Consider the following 21,164-nt stretch of genomic DNA (forward strand, 5'->3'; position numbering starts at 1 on the left):
CCGGTCAGCCCGCGAACGGACGCACTTCGATGGGCAGCGTGGTCGCGACGGCGAGCCGCCTGCCCCAGTCGAGCGCCGCATCCAGGTCGGGCACGTCGACGATGCTGAACCCGCCGAGATGCTCCTTGCCCTCCGCGAACGGGCCGTCGGTGATGAGCACCTCGCCGTCTGCCGGCCGCAGCACGGTCGACGACGACGCGGGAAGCAGCCCGTTCGAGAAGACCCACACGCCGGATGCGCGCATATCCCGGTCGACGGCGCCGACGGCCGCATCGATCGCCGCCATCACCTCCGGCTCCGGGATGGGCCCGTCGGGCTGGTAGACGCTGAGCAGGTACTGAGTCATGGTGTTCTCCGTTTCTCTCACCGTCTATACGAATGGGGGCAGGTGATTTCGACATGGGCCGGGTGATTAGTGTGCAGTCTCGTCCGTGCGGAGGAGGACCGCCAGGGCGGGGTTGAATGCAGGTAAAATGTTTCTATTGCAGAAGGTGCTATGTTCGATGACCAAGCCGCATCAGCGGCCATTCGACGAAGAATGGGAGAACGAACATGCACCGTCGCCTCAGAACATGGACGGCCATCGCCTCGGCAGTAGCGATGGGCGCGCTCACCACCGGGTTCGCCCCTGCCACGACGGCGCCCAACGACATGCCAGAGGCGCGCGCGTTTCTCGCAGAGTACGGTGCCGATGAATCCACCCAGGATCGACTGGTCAGCACGTATCTAGCCGGAGGTCGCTGGGACTCGATGAAGGGGGTCGAGCCCGTCTCCACCCAAGAGAGCACGCGCGCGGATGGCTCCTATACCGTGTCGACGTTTCGGGATGGCTCGATTCAGGTGACTCGGGTCGAGCGGGCGTCCCCGGCGTCCATCGTGAGTCGCGGCATCACCGGATGCTCGGTGAACGGGAAGCAGTACAACGGCTGCAAGATCGACACCTGGGTCGGCGCGGTCGCCATGAGCTTCTACACCTCGTACAACCTCGGCACGAACACCGTCACGGCAAACCCGTGGGGTGCGGGATGGTCACTCTGGCCGGATTGCGGATCGTCCGTCACCTACCTCGGGAAGCCCACGAGCAACCGGGCGCAGCTCAATCTCAAGGCGACGATGTGCGCAACCCTCTTCACCACGAACTTCGAGCTCCGGCTCACCGTCGCCGGCGGCAAAGCCACCGTGACGTGGGCATAGCTCGGAGCTGACCAGAACGGAGGACACAGATGTCGCCACTGGCTCTCTGGAACGTGAATACCCTGCTGATGATCGGCGGAATCGTCGCGGTTATCGTGGCCTGCGCGGTGTGGGTTCGCCGTCGGCGCCGCCGACAGGATCGCAACGGCCACTAGGCACCGCCGGAGCGCCCGGCGCGAGGGATTCGCGCCGGGCGCTCGTCACTTCTCTGTGCGGTCCAGCCGCGCCACCCCGATCTTCGAGTCGGCCATCCCGTAGAACACGTAGCGCTGGCCTTCGATCGTCTCGATCGCCGTCGGGAACACCACGTTCGGCACGATGCCGCTGCGCTCGTCCTCCGTCTCTGCCTCGAGGAGCGGGGCGTCGGTGCGGTCGATGACCCGCCAGGGCTCGTCGGCGTCGAGGATCATCGCGCCGGCGCCGTAGTTGACGTTCTGCTGCTGGGCCATCGCGTTGACGATCACGCCCGTCACGCCGTGGTGCAGGAGCAGCCAGCCCTCCGGGACGCGGATCGGCGCTGGACCTGCGCCGATCTTCAGCTCCTCGAAGGGATGCTCGGGGCCGGCCAGGAAGCGGTTGCCGCGCCAGCGGGCGAGCTCTCTGCGGTCGGCGAGGACTGCATCCAGGGGGATGAAGGCGATCCAGATGCTGGGGCGCGGGTCCGGCACGGTGGCCGGCGGGCGGTTGCCTTCGCCGGGGCGCACCTCGCCGAGCTCCCAGGCCGGGCGGTGCAGCACCGCAAGGCTGGGTCTGCCGTCCGGCGCGACCACGGGCTCGGGAAAGAACACCGTGTCCTTGTTGTGGTAGAGCCCGAGGTCGACGCCGAGGGCGTCGTCGTACTCGAAGGTCACGGGGCCGAGGCGCTGCCAGGAGCGGAGGTCGTCGGAGACGGCGACCGCCGTGCGCGGGCCGAGCGGGCCGAACGCCACGTACGTCATCACGTGCGTGCCGAGAGCCGGGATGAACGTCACGCGCGGGTCCTCGACGCCCGCGTTGTTCGCGCCGGACTCCCACTCCCGCTCCGGCTCGAGCACGACCGCCTCGCGGGTGACGCCGAGCGGGACGCCGCCTTCGATGTCCACCCTGGCGAGCCCGACGCGGGAGATGTTGCCCTCCGCCACGAGCCTCGGCAGCAGGTACAGCGTGCCGTCCGGCGCGTGGCCGGTGGCCGGGTTGAGCACCCCCTCCGCCTCGAGCGGGTTGCCGGGCTCCGGGGCCATGATCACGCCCGCTCTGGTGAGGGCGTACGGGAAGTCGTCGGGGGAGCTCATGCTTCCTCCTCTGCGATGGTGCGGTCGGTGCGGTCGGTGCGGTCAGTGCGGTCGGTGCGCCGGGTGGAACGGTAGAAGTACATCTCGCGGGAGCCGGGCGGCGCATCCCAGCCCTGGGCGAAGATCCAGTCGTCGTCGAGTCTCTGCAGCCCTCCCCAGGCGAGCGAGCCGCCGCGGTTGATGGCGAGCTGCGTGAACGGGGCGGATCGCGCGTAGAGCGCCTGCGCCGCGGCGAAGTCGCCGTGCTCGTCCGCGTAGAAGAAGTCGAGCACCAGGTCGTCGCCGTCGACCACCGCGCAGGCCACCTCGTAGAGCGAGCCGTTCAGCGGGGTGAGATCGAGGTACGGCTGCTCGACGAAGGTCCAGTGCACGAGGTCGTCGGAGTGGCCGATCATCGGGCGCCCTCCGCAGCCCTCGGAGAGGAACATCAGGTACTCGCCGCCGATGCGCACGGCGTTCCCGTCCGCATCCCGGGGCACCACCGCGCCTTTCGCCCAGTTCTGCGACACGTCGTACGGCACGGCGAGGCCCTGCTTCTCCCAGTGCTCCAGGTCGTCGGAGGTGGCGACCATGATGTCGCAGGCCACCTCGCCCGTCTCGGTGCGGCGGATGGCGTTGTAGAACAGGACGTAGCGGCCGTCGACGCCGTAGACCTTGGGGTCTTCGCAGCCGAGCACCTCGTTCTCGAGCGTCGGGTAGATCACCGGGTTGGCGGGCGAGTCCGTCCACACCCCGTCCCTGCGCACGGCGTGGCCGATGCGGCTGGCCGTCGACTCCTTCCGCGGGGAGGCGCGGTAGAAGAGGTGCAGGGCTCCGTCGCGCTCGATCACCGTCGGGTTGAAGATCGAGTCGCTCGTCCAGCCGATGCCGGTGGGGTCGTTCCACTGGCCGTCCAGTCGGAAGGTGAGCGACGCATCCCGGGCGAACGGCCCGATCGCCCACGGCGGCGTCTCCGCGTAATGGGCGGAGAACTGGTCGGTCGAGATGCGGTCGGTGAGCGCGTTGGTGTGGGCGAGGGCGTCGGCGAAGCTCTCTCTGAGGTCGTCGGTGTCGACGGCTTTCACGGTACTCCTCGGTCGGAAAGGGATGGGCGGAAAGGGATGGGCGGAAAGGGGATGGTGGGTCGGCGCCCCGTGGATGCGGGTCAGCCCTTCACACCGGAGCCGATGTCCGTCGACGTGAAGTAGCGCTGGAACACGATGAACAGCACCACCACCGGCGCGGCCAGCACGACCGCCCCGGCGAGGATCGCGCCGTACGGGTTCGTGGTGGAGGCGGCGACCGTGCTGATGTAGTTCGCCAGCGAGACGGCGAGCGGCTGCATCGTCTGCTCCTTGGTGATCAGGAACGGCCAGAGGAACTCGTTCCAGGGCCCGATGAAGGTCAGCAGCAGCACGGTCACCAGCGCCGGTCGCACCAGCGGGAGCGCCACCCTGCGCAGGATCATGAACTCGCCGGCCCCGTCGATCCTGGCCGCGTCGAACAGTTCCTTCGGGATCTGCAGGAAGTACTGCCGGAAGATCAGCACCGCCGTCGAGTTGATCGCGAACGGCAGGATCATGCCGAGATAGTTGTCGGCGAGACCGTAGTTGCGCGCGATCAGCACGTAGAGCGGCACCATCAGCAGCTGGAACGGCACCACCTGCACGAGCAGCGCCAGCGCGAACGTCACGCCGCGCCCCCGCCACCGCAGGATGGACAGCGCGTACCCGGCGAGCAGGCCGAACACGACCGTGCAGAGCAGCACGCCGCCGGTGAAGATCCCCGAGCTGGCGAGCCCGCTCCACAGGTTGATGCGGTCGTTGATGTTGACGTAGTTGTTGAACGTCAGGTTGCCCGGCGTCGGGAAGGCCCCGGCGACCGTCGTGTCCGGAGACGCCTGCAGGGAGCCGACGAGCATGTAATAGAACGGGAACAGGAACGCCAGCGCGCCGATGGTGAGCACGATGCCCTGCAGCACCGCCTGCCCCCTGCTGAGCTGCCGGGGAGAGGACAGATCGGTCTTCCGGCGTTTGCGGGCCGGGGCTGCTGTCGTCGTCATGATTCTCTGTCTCCCGCGAATCGGTTCTGCAAGAAAGCGATGATGAGCACCACCACGACCAGGACGATGCCGATCGCGGCCGCGTATCCCGGGTGGCCCTGCTGGATGCCCTGCTGGTAGATCAGCAGCACGGGGGACGTGGATGCGCCGTTCGGCCCTCCGCCTCCCGTCAGCAGGTACGGCTCGGTGAACAGGTTGGCGCCGACGATGGTCGACAGCAGCAGCACCAGGACCGTCGCCGGCCGGACGCCGGGGATCGTCACCGAGAAGAACTGCCGCACCCGGCCCGCCCCGTCGGTCGCCGCGGACTCGTAGAGCTCGGTCGGCACGTTCTGCAGCGCGGCCAGGTAGAGCAGGATGTAGAAGCCGAGCTGCTTCCAGGTGACGTAGATGGCGATCATCGGCATCGCCAGGGTCGGGTTGACGAACCAAGTGGGGTTCGGTGCGAGCGGCCCGAGGATCTGGTTGACCAGGCCGTCCTGGTTGAACAGGAACAGCCAGACGCCGATGATCGCGACGCTCGCCGTGACGTACGGCACGTAGTAGCTGACCCGCAGGAAGGTGCGGAACCGCTTGATGCTGTTCAGGCCGCTCGCCAGCACCAGGCTGAGCACGACCGTCAACGGCACGTTGATGACGAGGAAGATGCCGACGTTCGCGAACGACTGCAGCACGGCGGGGTCGGTGAACGCCGTCACGTAGTTGTCGAGACCGACGAACGGGCGGTCGACGTTCGCTCCGGGAGCCGCGAAGAAGTAGTCGAAGAATGACATGTAGATCGCGAACAGCAGCGGGTACGCGAAGATCACGATCACGAAGATCAGATACGGCGCGCTGAACAGCCAGCCGAGCGGGTTCCGTCCGAAGATGCGCTGCAGCAGCGGCTTGGCGGCCTGGTTCTGTCTGCCGCCGCGTGGCTGCCGCCCGGCGGCGGGGGCGTTGCCGCCCCCGGCCGCCGTGGTGGTGGTGCGGATGCTGGACATGCTCCGCCTACTTCTTGTTCTGCAGCGAGTCGATCTTCTCGGCCGCCGCCTTGAACGCGTCCTCCACGCTGCCGGAGCCGGAGATCACGGACTTGGTGTACGCATCCCGGAGCGCCTGCAGCTGCGCGACGGTGTTCGGGCCGGACGGGTCGTCGACCGTGCGCGCCGACTGGGCGCCGAACTCCTTGTACGCCGGGTGGGCGGCGAAGTAGTCGGCGTAGACGGAGGCGAGGTTGTCACGGATCGGCATCTGGCCTGTGACGTTCAGGAGCTTGTTGTCCTGGTCCTTGCTCGTGGCGAACTTGAGCACATCCCACGCCGTGCCCTGGTTCTTGCAGGAGGTGTACATGCCGACGTTCTTGGCGTCGGGGAAGGTGTACGTCTTGTCCGCCGCGACGCCGTCCTTGGTCGGGACGGGCACGGAGCCCCACTTCACCTTGTCCCCGTAGTACGCGATGGCCCACGGGCCGACGATGGCCATGGCCGACTTGCCGTCGGCGAACGCGTCGCCCTGGAACTGCTCCTTGCCCGCGAGGCCCTGGGAGTAGATGCTCTTCCAGAAGTTCGCGACCTCGAGGCCGTCCGCGCTGTCGATGGTGGCCTTGCCGTTCTCGATCAGGCCCTTTCCTCCGGTCTGGGCGGCCAGGAGCGGCAGGTAGTCGAAGTTCGGCTGGAAGAACTCACTGGTCGGTGCTGGATAGATGGCGTACTGCGCCGCGCCGCTGGAGGTGACCTGCTTGGCCGCCGTCAGGAACTTGTCGTACGTCGACAGGTCGGGGTTGTCCGGGTCGAGTCCGGCCTTCGCGAAGATGTCCTTGTTGTAGAAGATCATCACCGGGTTCTGCTTCCACGGCATCTGGTAGAAGTCGCCGTCCGCCGACTTGTACTGGTCGGCCGCGCTTCCGCTCCTGGCCTGGATGTACGAGTCGCCGTCGGAGAACTTCGACAGGTCGACGAGGCCGCCCTGCTTCTCGAACTGACCGGTGACGGCGGGGAGGTTGTTGAACACCAGGCAGGGCGTCGTGCCCGCGGTGATGGCCGCGCCGAGCACTTCCTCCGTGCTCTTGCCGGCCGGAACCTCCTGAGCCTTGATCTTCTGGTCGGGGTGGGCGGAGTTCCAGGAGGAGACCATCGCCTTGCCCCACTGCACCTCCTGCTCGTTGTTCGAGTACCAGATGGTGATCGGACCCTTCGCCTTCATGGCGTCGGACGAGCCGCCCCCGCTCGACCCGCAGGCCGCGAGGGCACCGGCGATGGCACCGGCGGTGACGATGCTGAGCATGATCCTGCGTCTTTGCATTCTTTCGTTCCTTTGTGTTTCACTCGCCGCCGGCGGGTGCCGCGGTCGATGCGCGCACGACGAGTCGTGCAGGGGGCAGGGCGACGTCGGCCGGCTCGCCGTCTTCCACCAGCCGCAGCAGTGCGGTGGCGGCGGCGATGCCCCATCCGGTCGGGTCGTTGTCGATGGTGGTCAGCGACGGGTAGACGTATGTCCCGATCTGCGAGCCGTCGAGGCCCGTGATCGAGAGGTCCTGGGGGAGCCGGAGGCCGCGCTCGTGCGCGACGCCCATCCCGGCGATGGCCATCGGGTCGTTGCCGTAGACGATCGCGGTGGGCCGGTCCGGACCGTCGAGCAGGGCCTTGGTGGCCTCCGCGCCCTGTTCGGGCGAGAAGTCGGTGGGCACGACCACCGGGGTCAGCCCGGCGGCGAGCATCGCGTGCTCGTACCGTTCCCGCCGCTTGCGGCCGTGCAGCATCCTCTCGTCGCCGGAGACGTGCACGATCCTCCGGTGGCCGAGACCGATGAGGTGGGAGACGAGGTCGTCGATGCCGGCGTCGTAGTCGCGGGTGATGACGGGGAACGGCGTGTCGTTGCCCGGCTCTCCGAGCGACACCGCTTGCATCCCGAGCCCGTGGATGAACGGGATGCGTTCGTCGTGCGCGAGCAGGTCGGTCAGCAGGAAGCCGTCGACCCGCTTGTCGGCGGCCAGCCTGCTGTACGCGCGCCGCTCCGCTTCCTCGTCCGGCACGACGGTGAGCACGAGCACCTGTCCGCGCTCGGCGAGCACCGTCTCCACACCGGCGATGAACGCGGGGAAGAACGGGTCGACCTCGATGGTGCGCGGGTCGCGGCGGAGGATCAGGCCGAGGGCGTACGCCCGCTTCGTGCTGAGACCCCTGGCGCCCGGGTTGGGGCTCCAGCCCAGCTCACGCGCCACCGTCAGGATGCGGTCCCGGGTGTCCGGCGCCACCCCGCGGCGGTCGTTGAGCGCGAGGGAGACGAGCCCCTTGCTCACGCCCGCCGCCTTGGCGACGTCGTTGATCGTGACCGTCGCCGCGCTCATCGGGGCACCACCGTCGTGAACCCTCCGGCCTCGACGACGACCACGGCGTGACCGCCGAGCTTCGCGGGGGAGCCGACCTGGTGGCCGGTCTTGTCGTACCGGGTCACGGTCACGGGGCCGGTGCCTGCGAGCTTCGTCAGCGTCGGCAGCTTCGTGCCGTTGACGTACACGTCGAGCCCGGTGGATGCGCCGGCCAGCCCGAGGTGCGACACCACCGGCTGCACGAGCACGGCGTCGAGGCTCACCGGTCCGCCGACGCGCGCCGTGACGGTGCGCACCGCGGGGAGCACGGGGACCGGCAGCGTCTGCGGCTTGAGGTGCACCGTGGTGGGCGCGATGCCCTGGGCTTCGGCCGCCGCGTTGACGGTCGTGCCGATCGGGAGCGTGATCCGCCCGGCCGTGGCCGTCCAGACGGTCTTGCCCGATCCTCCGGAGCCGAGGTCGGCGATGGGCAGGATGCTCGCGAGAGCGTGCCCGGCCGGGAGCGTCAGCGTGATCGTGTCCCCGGCTTTCGCCGTCACGTACTTCCCGCCCGACCAGTTGGCCGATCCCGTCCACGCCGAGGGCGGCGTGACCACGGTGGCCGACCCGGTCAGCGCGCCGTTCTCCGCCTCGACGACCGCGAGGCCGTCCGTCGCGGTGGTGCGGGTGAGGGCCGTGGCCTGCGCGGCGACGGCGGGATGCGCATCCAGTGCCAGCATCGACAGCTCGGTGTGGATGACCGACTCCGCCCCGCAGTTGCGGTTCACGGTCGTGTCCGCCCCGATCCCGTCGACGCACACGCCGGTGGCCGGGTCGTAGACGGGGACGCCGGCCGGGTTGGCGCCGAAGTACCAGGCCGCCTGGGCTGCCGCCAGCTGGGTGAGCCCGGATGCGCCGGTGGCGTCGGCGACGGACAGCAGCCCTTCGAGGCGCGAGTCGACGCCGTAGGCGATCTGCGTGGTGTCCGCCGGGGTCGGCGTCCAGCCGTTGTCCGGGCCGCCCGAGGCGAGGAGCTGGGCGGTGAACTGGGCGGCGTCCGTCGCGGCGGTCTTCTGCAGGTCTTGCCTGCCGAGCACGGTCGCCGCGCGTGAGAGGGCAGCGGGCTCCATCCCGCCCCAGGCGTGCCAGAACGTGGGGGAGTTGGCCTCCGGCAGGAGCGCGCCGAACGGCCACTGCCCGATGCCGCCGCTGGCGAGCCCCGCGATGCCCTCCGCGTAGCGGGAGAGCGCCGTGGCCGCCGCCTGGTCGCCCGGCGCCGCCTTCACGTACGCGCTGAGGCCGAGCACCGCCTCGCTGGTGGCGCTCGCGCTTCCCACGATCAGCCAGGCAGGGACGGTGACCCCGTTGGCCTGGACCGTGATGCCGTACTTCGACAGCGACTGGCGCTGCAGGGCGGAGAGGGAGAGGTCCATCCGGTCTTTCAGGAACGAGGCGAACGCCGGGTCGGTGGCTGCGAAGCCTGCGTAGCCTTCTCCGAGCGCCCAGACGGTGCGCGCGAGCCAGAACGACTCGGCCGAGTCGCTCGGGTCGGGAAGCTCGACCGGGATGGCCGACGGGTTCAGGGTGCCGTCGGACTGCTGCCAGAGCACGACGCCGCCCGCGTTCGGGCCGGTCGCGGTCTGCAGGTAGGTGAGCGAGCGCAGCAGTTCGTACGCGGACTGCTTGCTGCTGGCGGTGCCGTTCTGCGCCCAGTCGCGCAGATAGACGACGGCGGCCCGGGAGATGTCGTCGGCGTCGAAGGCGCCCTGCGCGTACCAGCCCTTCGCTGCGTCGGTGATCGGCCCACCACCGACGCGACGGAAGGTCCCGTCGGAGTTGCGGTCGGCGTAGACCCACGGTGCGCGGGCGGTCGGCTCCTCGGCCTGGCGGTACGTCGTGTGGCCGTCGACGCCGGGCAGCAGGGGGACATCGGCCTGCAGCCAGTCGAGGTGCGCGAGGTTCGTCAGCTTCGCCGGAGCCGCGGCGGTGGCAGCCGTCCCGGTGGCTGCGACAGTGGATGCGGTGGTCGCCGCGGGGGCGGCGGCCTGCGCGGGAAGCGCGCCGAGCGTGGCGGCCATCGTGCCGCCGAGAATGAGGGCGAAGATCGCCGTCGAGCGGCGTCGTACTGGGTGGTTTCGGAGGTCTCGCATCGTCGCGTCCTTTGTGTCTAAACCGGTTTAGGTGACGGTAGGCGCGTTTTCGGGGCTTGTCAACGGGAGGGGGCACGACCAGACTGGCGAGACCGGACAGCACTCGACCGAGGGAGTCGGAAATGGAATACAAAGACATTCCCACGAAGGCCGACATCGAGAGGTTCGCGGCGTTGAGGCAACCGGGCTCCGTGACCATCTACCTGCCGACAGGCACCGTCCCCGCCGAAGCGGACCGCGCCAGGATCGAATTGAAGAACCACCTCGCGCAGGCGGTCAAGAAGCTCGAGGAGGACGGCATCCCGAAGCAGCGGATCGCCGCCATCCAGCGCGAGGGCGAGGCGATCCTGGAGGACAGGGACTTCTGGCGATACCAGTCGCGGTCGCTCGCGGTGTTCCTCGACGGCGAGCTCAGCGAGACCTTCCGGCTGCCGAACCGGCTGGGGTCGTCCTGCGACATCGCCGACCGCTTCTACGTGAAGCCGCTGCTGCGCACGATCACGTTCCCGCAGACCGCCCTGATCCTCGCGCTCGCGCAGAACTCGGTGCGTCTCATCCAGGTCTCCCCGCAGGCGTCGGCGGCCACCGTCGACGTTCCCGGGCTGCCGAAGGACGTCGCGGACGCGGCCGGTGTCGCCTCGATCAACGGCCGGGCACCGGATGGGCGCATCCAAGGCTCAGAAGGCCAGAAGGTCAGGATGCGCGAGTACGTCCAGGCGATCGAGCGCGCCCTGCACCCCATCCTCGCCAACTCGACCGACCCGCTCATCCTGGCGGCGGCCGAACCCCTCATCGGGATCTTCCGCAACGTGAACACCTACCCGAAGCTGGTGCCCGAGACGATCACGGGCAACCCGGAGGACAAGACGGACGAGGAGCTCGCGGCGGAGGCGCGCCTCATCCTGGACGCGGTGTACGCGCGGAAGGCCGAAGCCCTGAAGGCGGACTTCGAGGCGCGGCTGGCGGCCGGAACGGCCACCACCGACCTCAGTGACATGGCCAGGGCGGCGACATACGGTGCCGTCGAGTCGATCGTGGTCGACATCGACCGGCGCGTGCCTGGCACGCTCGACGAGGAGACGGGTGCCATCACGTACGCGGACGAGGACGAGCCCGGCAACTACGGTGTCGTCGACGAGATCCTGCGCAGGGCGCTCGGCTCGAAGGCGACCGTGTACGCGCTGCGCGCGGAGGAGATCCCCGGCGGCGCTCCTGCGGCGGCGGCGGTGCGCTTCCCGGTCTGACCGGGAACGGGAGAGGGAGCGAGGGCGCGCCTCCGCGCGTGTCTCAGCGCGCGTCCTTCCACACCGCGCCGACGAGCGTGTCCTGCACGAACGCGAGCCAGTCGTAGATCGCGCGCAGCATGGCGGTCTCGTCGTCGTGCACGTCGCCGTCGTCTCCGTCCTCCACGATGCCGAGCCGGGAGGCGAGCACCAGCCGGATGTCGCCGATCGCGCGCATCCACGCTGTCGCCTCCTGCGCGTCCAGCCGCACCTCGACGCGCCCGCGCGCCGAGCCGCCGCCGCCGCTGTTGCCGACGCCGCCCGCCGCGCTCAGCGCTTCCACCACGGTCACGGCGTTCAGCGCCTTCCGCTCGGCGAGCCCGTCCGTGGTGAACCGCCGGAACTCGACGGACGCCTCGGCGTCGTCGGGGTACGCATCCGGGAGCAGCCGCAGCAGGGCCGGATCGCTCGCCGGGTCGACCCCGGACCGCACCGCCTCGACCAGCTCCGCGGACTCCGAGGCCAGCCGGGCGATGATCTCGGCCTCCTCGCGCTCGAACACGGCGACGATGGCGCCGTCCCTCGCGCGCCGGAACGGCTTCACTCGTCCGCCTTGGTGAGGGTCGCCCAGAGCCCGAAGTCGTGCATCGCCTCGACGTGCCGCTCCATCTCCTCGCGCGTCCCCGTCGCGACGACCGCGCGGCCGGCGTTGTGCACGAGCAGCATCAGGCGCTCGGCCTCGGAGCGCGGGAAGCCGAAATAGCTCTGGAAGACGTAGCTCACGTACGACATCAGGTTGACGGGGTCGTTCCAGACGATGGTCACCCAGGGCGATCCGAGCTCCAGGCGTTCGCCGAGCTCGGTCTCTTCGATGGTCGACGCGTCGGTCACGACGCGTCCTCAGGGAGGTGGAACACGGTCACAGAGTCTACCGCCGGCCGCGCACGACATCCCTGGTCGGTTCGTGCCCGAGGCCGAGGGCGTCGGAGATGGCATCCGCCGCCCGCACGAGCGTCAGGTGGGTGAGCGCCTGGGGCGTGTTGCCCGCCTGGGAGCCGCCGGAGACGTCGTACTCCTCCGACAGCATGCCGACGTCGTTGGCGAGCGCGACCAGCCTGTCCATCAGCTCGCGCGCATCGTCCACCCTGCCCGAGCGGGCGTACTGCTCCACCAGCCAGAACGAGCAGGCGAGGAAGGGATGCTCGCCGGGCGGCAACCCGTCCACCCCGTTCTCGGTGCGGTAGCGCAGCAGCAGGCCGTCGCGCATCAGGTCGGATTCCAGCGCGCGCACGGTGCCGAGCATCCGCGGGTCGTTCCAGTCGCAGTAGCCCACCTGGGCCAGCTGCAGCAGGGAGGCGTCCACCTCGGTGGTGCCGAAGTGCTGCACGTACGTCCCGCGCTCCTTGTCGAAGCCGTGCGCCTCCACGTCGGCGCGCACCTCGTCCCTGCGCTGCCGCCAGCGGTCGACAGGCCCGTCGAGCCCGTGGTCCTCCACCGCGCGGATCGCGCAGTCGAATGCCGCCCAGACCAGCGCCCGCGAGTGCGTGAAGAACCGCGGGGTTCCCCGGATCTCCCAGATGCCGTGGTCCGCCTCGTGCCAATGGTCTTCGAGGTAGCCCATCAGCGCGCGCTGCAGCGCCCAGGACAGCCTGGTCTCCGCAACGCCATTCCTGCGGCCGTGGTCGAGGGCGAGCATCACCTCGCCGATCACGTCGGCCTGGAACTGGGTGGATGCCTCGTTGCCGATCCGGACGGGAGCGGCGCCCTGATAGCCGGGCAGGGTGGTGATGATGCGCTCGGAGAGGTCGCGCTCACCGGAGAGGCCGTACATGATCTGCACGTCGCCCGGATCTCCGGCGACGGCGCGCAGCAGCCAGTCCCTCCAGTGGTCGACGTAGTCGTCGTAGCCGTGGGCGAGCAGCGCGGAGATGGTGAGCGACGCATCCCGGAGCCAGACGTACCGGTAGTCCCAGTTGCGTTCTCCGCCGAAGCTCTCCGGCAGCGACGTGGTCGCCGCGGCGACGATCCCACCGGTCTGCAGGTGCGTCAGGGCCCGCAGCAGCAGAAGCGACCGCACGACCTCGTCGCGGTACGGCCCGTCGTGCTGGCAGCCCTCCGCCCACTTCGACCACCAGTCGCGGGTGCGGGCGAGCGCCTTCTCCACGTTCGGAGCAGACGGGGTGTGCCTGTGCGACCGGAACCAGGTGAGGCTGAGGTCGATGGTCTCGCCGGCGGTGATCGCGAACTCGCCGGAGTGCGCGTGGTCGGTCGCCCGCAGCGCCGAGCCGCGCACGACGATCGCGTCCGGTCCTGCAACGGCGATGAGCGCGGGCGGATGCTCGGAGCCGTCCTTGCGCACCCACGGGATGGCGCTGGCGTATCCGAACCGGATGCGCAGGTCCTGGCGCATCCGCACGGTGCCCCGGATGCCGCGCACCCTCCTGACCAGGTCGGCCCGGCCGTCGCCCATCGGCATCGCGTCCGTGACCTCGACCTCGCCGCTGTCGGTGGTCCAGGTGGTGACGAGGATCATCGTGTCGCCCTCGTAGCGGCGCACGGAGCGCGCATCCGGATCGCTCGGCGCGAGCAGCCAGCGCCCGTGGTCCTCCGTGCCGAGCAGCGAGCCGAACATCGACTGCGCGTCGTAGCGGGGGAGGCACAGCCAGTCGATGCTGCCGTCCCGTCCGACGAGGGCCCCCGTGAAGCAGTCACTGATCAGGGCGTAATCCTCGATGGGGAGCGACATGTCTTCCAGTATGGCCGTACTGTGATGGACATGACGCAGTCGGTGACCACTCTCGTGATTCTCGGAGCGAGCGGCGATCTCTCGTCCAGACTCCTCCTTCCCGCACTCGGACAGCTGCTGACCGACCACCCGGAGCGTTCGGTGAAACTGGTCGGCTCCGGCACGGAGGACTGGACGGACGCGCACTGGCGTTCCGTGGTGCGCGCGGCCTTCAAGACCATGAAGGCCAGTGGCCCGGCGGTGGATGCGATCCTCTCCGGCACGACATACCTCAGCGCCGACGTCACTTCGCCGGACGACCTGCAGCGCATCCTCGACGCAGCAGACGGGGTGCCCGCGCTGTACTTCGCACTGCCTCCCGCGGTCGCCGCGCTCGCCTGCAAGGCCCTCGAGAAGCTGAAACTTCCCACAGGTTTGACGCTCGCCCTGGAGAAGCCGTTCGGCACGGACCGGCGCAGCGCGATCGCGTTGAACGCCCAGCTCGCGAAGCTCGTGCCGGAGGATCAGATCCACCGGGTCGACCACTTCCTCGGACGCTCCACCGTGTTCAACCTGGTGGGACTGCGCTTCGCGAACCGCATCTTCGAACCGCTCTGGAACGGCCAGCACGTGGACAGGGTCGACGTGATCTACGACGAGACCCTCGGCCTCGAAGGCAGGGCGCGCTACTACGACAAGGCGGGCGCGCTGGTCGACATGATCCAGAGCCACCTGCTGCAGGTGCTCGCCGTGCTGGCGATGGAGCCGCCGTCGACGATGGGCGCCCAGGACATCCGGGATGCGAAGGGCGCTGTGCTCCGCGCCACCCGCGTGTGGAACGACAGCCCGGTGGAGTCGAGCAGGCGCGCGAGGTACACGGCTGGCACGGTGGAGGGCGCCAAGGTGCCGTCCTACGTCAAGGAGCCAGGCGTCGACCCGGACAGGGAGACGGAGACGCTCGCCGAGGTGACCTTCCAGATCGACACCTGGCGCTGGGCGGGTGTGCCGTTCACGCTGCGTTCGGGCAAGGCACTGGGGGAGAGGCGCCGCGAGATCGTCGTCACGTTCAAGCCGGCCCCGCACATCCCGACCGGGCTCACCGGCGTGAAGGAGCCGACCAAGCTGCGGATCATGCTCGCGCCGGACGAGATGTCGCTCGACCTGAACATCAACGGCCCTGGCGACCCGACCGCGATCGAGCGCGCATCCCTGTCGGTGGAGTTCGGCCCGGGCGAGCTGCTCGCATACGGGGAGGTCCTGGAGGGGATCCTCGACGGCGACCCGTCGCTGTCGGTGCGCGGAGACACCGCCGTGGAGTGCTGGCGCATCGTCGCCCCGGTGATCAGCGAGTGGAAGAAGGACGCCGTCCCGCTGACCACATACCGCGCAGGCTCACGCGGGCCCGCCGCGTGGCACCCGCTCGGCTAGCCGGAGGCTGGGCGCTAGGCGGCGGAGCGCTCGGTGAGGGTGGGGATCTCGCCGGTGACCGGCTTGCGCAGGTCGGTCCAGACGGTGATCGGCGCGGGCTCCCAGCCGAAGGCGGCCGGCTCGTCGGACTCCGTCGTCGTGTCGGCCTCGACCGTCACTGCGGTCTCGTCGGCCGCGACGGGCTCGGAGGCAGGGGCCTCCGCGGCGAGGTGCTGTGGCTCGGCGGTCGCGATGGTCTCGCCGGCGGCGACGCGCTGGCGTGCCTCCACGAGGGCCGTCGTGATGCTGAGGCTGACCGACTGGGCGAGGACCGAGTGGAAGATCGTGTCGGTGTCGTCTGCGGCGCGTCGGGACACGGTCCATTCACCGCGTTCACCGATCAACTCGGCCACTTTGCCGTGGACGAGTTCGAGGATCTGGGCGTCCGTCAATTGTGGAACCGGAGCCGCCGGAACCGCGGCGGCGTGCCGCCTACGACCAAACATGATCCAACCCCTTCCAGGCTGTTCTTGCACTTGAATACAAGTGTCCTGGAAGAAATCTCAGATTCGGCGCGGACACGCCGTGCGATCAGCGCGATTTCTCGCTGATCTCGGCTTCTTTCGACTCTTCGAGCACCGTGCCGACCGCGATGACGAGCGACAGGGCCGCGCTGATCCACAGCAGGGGCACCCGCCAGTCCTTCGCGCCTGAGCGGGTGGTCTGGATGGTCGTCCAGAGCCCGAAGGCGGCACTGATGATCGCTCCGTTGAAGATGAACTTGCGCATCCGCATCCTTTCGCTCCTGGCACTACGCTACCGGGTGCGTTTCGTAGCGTACGCTCGCAGAGCCGCGTCGAGAACCGCAGCAGCGAACACACCCACGACACGAAAGGACGATGGATGCGCACCGCGATCGTCGGCGCTGTTCTCCTCCTGCTCGGAATCGTCGCAGTCGCGACCGGCATCCTCCCCCTGGAGGACGCCGCGCAGCTCGGGGACAGGGTGTGGCCCATCCTGCTGTTCGTGGTCGCCGTCACGGTCGTCACGGAGCTGGCGGCGGAGGCTGGACTCTTCACCGCCATCGCGCAGCAGACGGCACGCTGGGGTCGCGGACGGGCCTGGGTGCTCTGGCTGCTGGTGGCAGCCGTTGCCGCGCTCAGCACCATCTTCCTGTCGCTCGACACGACGGCCGTGCTGCTCACGCCCGTCGTCATCGTGCTCGCCCGCCATGCCGGCCTCGACCCTCTGCCGTTCGCGCTCACCACCGTGTGGCTCGCGAACACCGGCTCGCTCCTGCTTCCGGTGTCGAACCTGACCAACCTGCTGGCCCAGCACGCGATGGGGGATCCGAGCCCGCTGCAGTTCGCCGCGCTCACCGCAGCGCCCGCCATCGTGGCGATCGTCGTGCCCGTCGTCGCGATCTTCCTGATCTACCGCCGCCGCCTGCTCACCCGCTACGAGACCGGGGACATCGACGGCATCGAAGACCCCGTGCTGTTCTGGTGGAGCGCCGCCGTGGTGGTCGCGCTCGTGCCTCTGCTGGTGTCCGGCATCCCGGTGTGGATGCCCGCGACGGGGGCCGCCGTGGTCCTCGGCGTGGTGTTCCTGGTGCGCCGCCGCTCGGTGCTCCGGTTCGGGCTGGTGCCGTGGCAGCTCGTCGTGCTGGCGTCCGGTCTGTTCCTGTTCATCGAGGCGCTGCACTCCGTCGGCCTGGGCGAGTTGCTCGCCGTGGTGTCGGGGACGGGGGATTCGCCGCTCGCGCTGCTGCGGCTGTCGCTGACCGGGATGGTCGGCGCGAACGCCATCGACAACCTCCCCGCCTACCTCGCCCTCGAACCGGTCGCCGGCAGCCCGGCGCGGCTCGTCGCGCTGCTGATCGGCGTGAACGCCGGGCCGCTGATCACCCCGTGGGCGTCGCTGGCCACGCTGCTCTGGCACCAGAGGCTCACGTCGCTCGACGTCGAGATCCGCTGGAGCCGCTACATCCTCCTCGGCGCCATCGTCGCGCCGCTCACCGTGATCCTCGCGACGCTCGCCCTCATCGCCACCCTCTGACCCGCCCTCTCCGCCTCGGCCCCCATCCCCACATCATCGAGCCGGGACTTATGCACGCGACACGCCGGGCGCGGCGTACATAACTCCCGGCTCGATGGCCTCGTTACTCGGCGGGGAGCAGCTGGGCGACGCGCACGATGCGACGGCGCGCCACGGCGATGGCCGAGATGGCGAACCCGACAGCCGCCCAGAGCAGGAGCGCTCCGAGGCCGCGCCAGACGCCGTCCGTCGACTCGACGACGCCGCGGAACGCCGTGATCGCCGCCGAGGTGGGCATCCACTGCACCGCGCTGGAGAAGAACCCGGGCACGGTCGACACGATCCCGGATGCGAGGGTCACCACCACCACGAGCATCGAGACGAACCGCCCGACGCCGCCGAGGAGGGCGACCAGCCCGTGGTTCACGGCGGCGAACGCCACGCCCACCGCCACCGCCACCCCGGCGAAGCCGAACCAGTGGCCCACGTCGAGACCGAGCGCGAACTGCATCACGCCCGCCACGAAGACGCCCTGGATCGCGCCGATCGCCGCGGCGGGCAGGAACCCGTCGAGCGCGATGCGACCGGATGCGCGCGTCGTCAGCAGTGCGCGGCGGGAGACCGCCTGCAGCACCAGGAACGTCGCGAGGGCACCGAGCCAGAGCGCGACGGCGCCGAACAACGGGATGCTGGTCTGCCCGAATCCGCTCGTGCCTTCACTGTTCTGCGTGACCGGCTGTGAGGCGACCGTCGCCAGGTTGGAGCGCTCGTCGCTCGAGTAGTTGGGCAGCTTGTCCGCCGCCTCCTTCAGCCCGGAGGCGAGAGATGCGGTGCCTGCGCTGGTCTGGTCCGCCCCGGTCGCGAGCCCGGCGACGCCCGTCGCGAGCTGCTGGGTGCCGCTCGTGAGCGACGACGCTCCCGACGCGGACTGCGACGCCCCCGAGGCGAGCTGGCTCGCACCGGATGCGCTCTGGCCGATCCCGGCGGTGAGCGCGGGCATCCCCGCTGCCAGCTGCTGGGTGCCTGCGGCGACGGAACCCGCCGCATCCACCAGGCTGGGGGAGCCGCCCTGGCCGGTGGTCATGCCGGCGATGGTCTGGCTGATGCCCGCGCAGATCGGGTCGTTCGGGCCGTGGACGGCCGCGCATCCCGCTGCCAGCTTCTGCAGCCCGGCGACGGTGGCGTTCACACCGCTCGACACCCCGGCCGTTCCCGCGGCGAGCTGCTGGGTCTGATCGGGGAGTGCCGCGGTCTGCTGCTGCAGTGTGGTCAGGCCGCCGGCGAGCGACGCGACGCCGTCGGAGAGTTGGCCGACGCCGCTCGAGAGCGCTGAGGCCCCGGACGCCAGCTGACTGGATGCGTCACTCAATTGGTGCGCGCCGGACGCCAGCTGCGACGCCCCGCCGGACAGCTCGGTGGCCCCGCTCGCCGCCTTCGCGATCTGGTCGTGCAGCGTGTTGAAGCCGACATAGACGTTCTCCAGGTAGGTGGAGGTGAGCTGCGTGTTCAGCACGGAGGTCGCCGTGGTGGTCACGGCCTGGCTGATCGCGGGGTCGACGAGCTTCGACTTCTCGCTGGTCTGCACGTCGATGGTCGCCTGCTCGGCGTCGGCGGCAGAGCCGGACGGCGACGTCGCGGCCTTCGAGAAGTCTTTGGGGATGGTCACGACCGAGACGTACGTCCCGTCGGCGAGCCCGGCGTCGGCGTCCTTCTTGTCGGTGAGCACCCAGCTGTAGTTGTCCGGCTTCCCGTTGAGGAGTCCGGCGGACAGCTGTCGCCCGAGCGGGACGGTCTGGCCGTTGATCTCCACCGGCTGGTCGAGGTTGACGACGGCCGCCTTCACGTCGCTGAGGCGCTCGGTCGGGTTCCAGAGCGCCCAGACGAGCAGGCCGCCGATCACCAGCGGCACCAGCAGCAGGCCGGCGATGGTGAGCCAGGTGACGCGCTTGTCGGAGCGCATCCGTTCCAGGGAGAACAGCGAGCGCGGGCGGCGGAGCGGCGTGGTCGGGGAGGTCGGGGTGGTCATCGGACGATCGCCTTCTCGGTGGTGCTGTCTGCGGGGTGTGCGGGGGCGGAGTGCTGGTGCACGGCGTGGTCGGCTGCGAGATGCTCGCCGCTGCCTGGCCGGTCCGTCCTGCCGAGCGAGGTCGGCACGACGCTGTCCGGGAGCAGCTCGTCGAGTTCGGCGGGATCGACGCAGCTGACGACGATGGCGAACGGCCGCTCGTCGTCCCGTGCGCGGTTGACCGCGTCGGAGAGTTCGTACCGGATGCGCCGGCGCTCCACCGGGTCTGTCACCGCATCGACGGCGTCGAGCGCGAGCAGCTGCGGGTGACCGGTGAGCGCGTTCCGCACGTCGTGCACGGGCGTCTCCGAGGTGCCGAGGCGCACGACGGCGGTGCGGGAGCGCACGCCGGCCGCGCGGGTCGGCAGGACGAAGCCGGCCACCTTGATCGTGCCGGCATCCGGTTTGGTGCGTCCGGTGATCGCCATCAGCAGCGCGAGGGACGCCGTGCGGTCGTCGCCCTGCACGACCAGGACCTCGCCATCCGTGAGGCGGAACGACACGTCGGAGAACAGCGGCCGCTTCTTGGCGCTGATGGTCAGTCCGTCCGCTGCCGCGATGTAACGGCCGCCCGGCTCCGGCCAGTCGGCAAGGTCGAGCTCCTTCTGCAGGCCGTCGCCCTCCACGTCGAACGACGGCAGGATGCGGTCGAGCCAGCGCGGCATCCACCAGGCCTTCTCGCCGAGCAGCTGCAGCACCGCGGGCACCAGCGTCATCCGCACGATGAACGCGTCGACGAAGACGCCGACGGCGAGCCCGAGCGCGATCGGCTTGATCGACGTGTCGCCCTCGGGGACGAACGCGGCGAACACCGAGATCATGATGATCGCGGCGGCGGTCACCACCTTCGCCGACCCGACGAACCCGCTCTCGACCGCGCGCCTGGCGTTGCCGCCGTGCACGTAGTCCTCCCGGATGCGGCTGACCAGGAACACCTCGTAGTCCATCGCGAGCCCGAACAGCACGCCCATCAGGATGATCGGCATGAAGCTGATCACCGGCCCCGTCTTCGCGACGTTGAGCGCGTCGGACAGCCAGCCCCACTCGAACACGACCGTCACGGCGCCGAACGCCGCGCCGACCGAGAGCAGGTAGCCGAGCGCCGCCTTGATCGGCACGGCGATCGACCGGAACACCATCGTCAGCAGCACCAGCGAGAGCCCGACCACCAGGATCCCGAACGGCAGCAGGGCGCCGCCCAGCCTGTCCGACACGTCGATCTGCGCCGCCGTGTTGCCGGTGACCTTGAGGTCGACGCCGTACTCGTCGAGGAAGTGCTGGTGCTTCGCCCGGATGTCCGAGACGAGCTGCGCCGTCTTCTCCGAGTCGGGACCGGTGGTCGGGATGACCTGCACGATGCCGGTGTCCGCCGTCTGGTTCGGGGTCGCGAGCGGCACGGCGGCGACGCCGGGGAGGTCGGCGAGCTCGTCGCCGATCTTCGTCATCAGTCCGACGGGGTCCGTGCTGGAGATGATCGAGCCCGTGACGATCAACGGTCCGTTGTATCCCGGGCCGAAGTGCTCGGAGATGAGGTCGTATGCGATGCGCGCCGGGTCGTCCTCGGCGTGCGAGCCCGCGTCGGGGAGGGCGAGCCTCAGCTGGGCGGCGGGGATGGTGGCGACGCCGAGGATGGCGATGACGCCCACGATGGTGACGATCGGGAACCGCGTGACCGCCCGCACCCAGCCGCGGAAGAATCCCGGAGGGACGTCGGCCTTGGCCGCGTGCGCGAGGGTCGGCGCCGAGGCGGTGGGGGCGGCTT

Annotated in this window: 19 protein-coding genes; 4 read left to right on the forward strand and 15 right to left on the reverse strand. The window is 69.7% G+C overall.

What is annotated here, in order from left to right; translation table 11 throughout:
* Window positions 1-4 precede the first annotated feature (4 nt).
* Window positions 5-346 (reverse strand): YciI family protein, encoded by a 342-nt coding sequence (locus tag B7438_RS20235; protein ID WP_143465773.1) that lies wholly within the window; start codon window positions 344-346, stop codon window positions 5-7.
* A 206-nt stretch (window positions 347-552) separates the two neighbouring features.
* Between B7438_RS20235 and B7438_RS20540 the strand changes: the two genes are divergently transcribed.
* Entirely contained in the window at window positions 553-1,194 is a 642-nt protein-coding gene (locus B7438_RS20540) for a hypothetical protein (protein ID WP_179150784.1), read from the forward strand.
* Window positions 1,195-1,394: 200 nt separating this feature from the next.
* On the opposite strand, the gene B7438_RS10625 is transcribed toward B7438_RS20540, so the two are convergent.
* From B7438_RS10625 to B7438_RS10655, 7 genes are all read right to left on the reverse strand, one after another.
* Window positions 1,395-2,465 carry a glycosidase gene (locus tag B7438_RS10625; protein ID WP_085369520.1) on the reverse strand — a complete coding sequence of 357 codons (1,071 nt, stop codon included), beginning with the start codon at window positions 2,463-2,465 and terminating at the stop codon, window positions 1,395-1,397.
* Window positions 2,462-3,529, reverse strand: coding sequence for a hypothetical protein (locus B7438_RS10630; protein ID WP_085369521.1), 1,068 nt, complete (start codon window positions 3,527-3,529; stop codon window positions 2,462-2,464). The genes B7438_RS10625 and B7438_RS10630 overlap by 4 nt, the downstream gene beginning before the upstream one ends.
* Window positions 3,530-3,609: 80 nt before the next feature.
* Window positions 3,610-4,506: a carbohydrate ABC transporter permease gene (locus B7438_RS10635; RefSeq protein ID WP_085369522.1), complete on the reverse strand. Its 897-nt coding sequence runs from the start codon at window positions 4,504-4,506 to the stop codon at window positions 3,610-3,612.
* On the reverse strand, window positions 4,503-5,489 hold the full coding sequence (locus B7438_RS10640; RefSeq protein ID WP_085369523.1) for a carbohydrate ABC transporter permease: 987 nt from the start codon (window positions 5,487-5,489) through the stop codon (window positions 4,503-4,505). The genes B7438_RS10635 and B7438_RS10640 overlap by 4 nt, the downstream gene beginning before the upstream one ends.
* A gap of 7 nt (window positions 5,490-5,496) precedes the next feature.
* Window positions 5,497-6,789, reverse strand: coding sequence for a sugar ABC transporter substrate-binding protein (locus B7438_RS10645; RefSeq protein WP_085369524.1), 1,293 nt, complete (start codon window positions 6,787-6,789; stop codon window positions 5,497-5,499).
* A 19-nt stretch (window positions 6,790-6,808) separates the two neighbouring features.
* A complete protein-coding gene (locus B7438_RS10650) occupies window positions 6,809-7,834 on the reverse strand; it encodes a LacI family DNA-binding transcriptional regulator (protein ID WP_085369525.1) in 1,026 nt (341 codons plus the stop codon).
* Window positions 7,831-9,945, reverse strand: coding sequence for a hypothetical protein (locus B7438_RS10655; protein ID WP_085369526.1), 2,115 nt, complete (start codon window positions 9,943-9,945; stop codon window positions 7,831-7,833). Before B7438_RS10655 ends, B7438_RS10650 begins: the two co-directional genes overlap by 4 nt.
* Before the next feature lie 122 nt (window positions 9,946-10,067).
* Between B7438_RS10655 and B7438_RS10660 the strand changes: the two genes are divergently transcribed.
* Window positions 10,068-11,189 (forward strand): hypothetical protein, encoded by a 1,122-nt coding sequence (locus tag B7438_RS10660; protein WP_085369527.1) that lies wholly within the window; start codon window positions 10,068-10,070, stop codon window positions 11,187-11,189.
* A 43-nt stretch (window positions 11,190-11,232) separates the two neighbouring features.
* On the opposite strand, the gene B7438_RS10665 is transcribed toward B7438_RS10660, so the two are convergent.
* Genes B7438_RS10665 through B7438_RS10675 form a run of 3 tightly spaced genes read right to left on the reverse strand, consistent with a single transcriptional unit; the run spans window position 11,233 to window position 13,914 of the window.
* Window positions 11,233-11,772 carry a DUF2017 family protein gene (locus B7438_RS10665; RefSeq protein WP_085369528.1) on the reverse strand — a complete coding sequence of 180 codons (540 nt, stop codon included), beginning with the start codon at window positions 11,770-11,772 and terminating at the stop codon, window positions 11,233-11,235.
* Window positions 11,769-12,059 carry an ATP-dependent Clp protease adapter ClpS gene (gene clpS / locus B7438_RS10670; RefSeq protein ID WP_085369529.1) on the reverse strand — a complete coding sequence of 97 codons (291 nt, stop codon included), beginning with the start codon at window positions 12,057-12,059 and terminating at the stop codon, window positions 11,769-11,771. The genes B7438_RS10665 and clpS overlap by 4 nt, the downstream gene beginning before the upstream one ends.
* Before the next feature lie 37 nt (window positions 12,060-12,096).
* A complete protein-coding gene (locus tag B7438_RS10675) occupies window positions 12,097-13,914 on the reverse strand; it encodes a glycoside hydrolase family 15 protein (protein ID WP_085369530.1) in 1,818 nt (605 codons plus the stop codon).
* A 30-nt stretch (window positions 13,915-13,944) separates the two neighbouring features.
* Between B7438_RS10675 and B7438_RS10680 the strand changes: the two genes are divergently transcribed.
* On the forward strand, window positions 13,945-15,321 hold the full coding sequence (locus B7438_RS10680; protein WP_085369545.1) for a glucose-6-phosphate dehydrogenase: 1,377 nt from the start codon (window positions 13,945-13,947) through the stop codon (window positions 15,319-15,321).
* Window positions 15,322-15,335: 14 nt separating this feature from the next.
* Here the strand turns inward: B7438_RS10680 and B7438_RS10685 are convergent, their stop codons facing one another.
* The gene (locus B7438_RS10685) at window positions 15,336-15,752 is read right to left on the reverse strand and encodes a hypothetical protein (protein WP_247597361.1); all 417 of its coding nucleotides are present in this window, start codon (window positions 15,750-15,752) and stop codon (window positions 15,336-15,338) included.
* Window positions 15,753-15,891: 139 nt separating this feature from the next.
* A complete protein-coding gene (locus tag B7438_RS10690; RefSeq protein ID WP_085369532.1) occupies window positions 15,892-16,089 on the reverse strand; it encodes a hypothetical protein in 198 nt (65 codons plus the stop codon).
* A gap of 114 nt (window positions 16,090-16,203) precedes the next feature.
* Here B7438_RS10690 and B7438_RS10695 point away from each other — a divergent pair, with 114 nt between their 5' ends.
* A complete protein-coding gene (locus B7438_RS10695) occupies window positions 16,204-17,358 on the forward strand; it encodes an SLC13 family permease (RefSeq protein ID WP_085369533.1) in 1,155 nt (384 codons plus the stop codon).
* Between the two features lie 103 nt (window positions 17,359-17,461).
* Here B7438_RS10695 and B7438_RS10700 read toward each other — a convergent pair whose 3' ends face one another.
* Window positions 17,462-19,363 carry a YhgE/Pip domain-containing protein gene (locus tag B7438_RS10700; RefSeq protein ID WP_085369534.1) on the reverse strand — a complete coding sequence of 634 codons (1,902 nt, stop codon included), beginning with the start codon at window positions 19,361-19,363 and terminating at the stop codon, window positions 17,462-17,464.
* Window positions 19,360-21,164: MMPL family transporter (locus B7438_RS10705; protein ID WP_179150785.1), on the reverse strand; the 1,805-nt coding region annotated here is incomplete at its 5' end. The genes B7438_RS10705 and B7438_RS10700, both read right to left, overlap by 4 nt.

This window comes from Leifsonia sp. NCR5, from assembly GCF_002105485.1.
Taxonomy (GTDB): Bacteria; Actinomycetota; Actinomycetes; order Actinomycetales; family Microbacteriaceae; genus Leifsonia.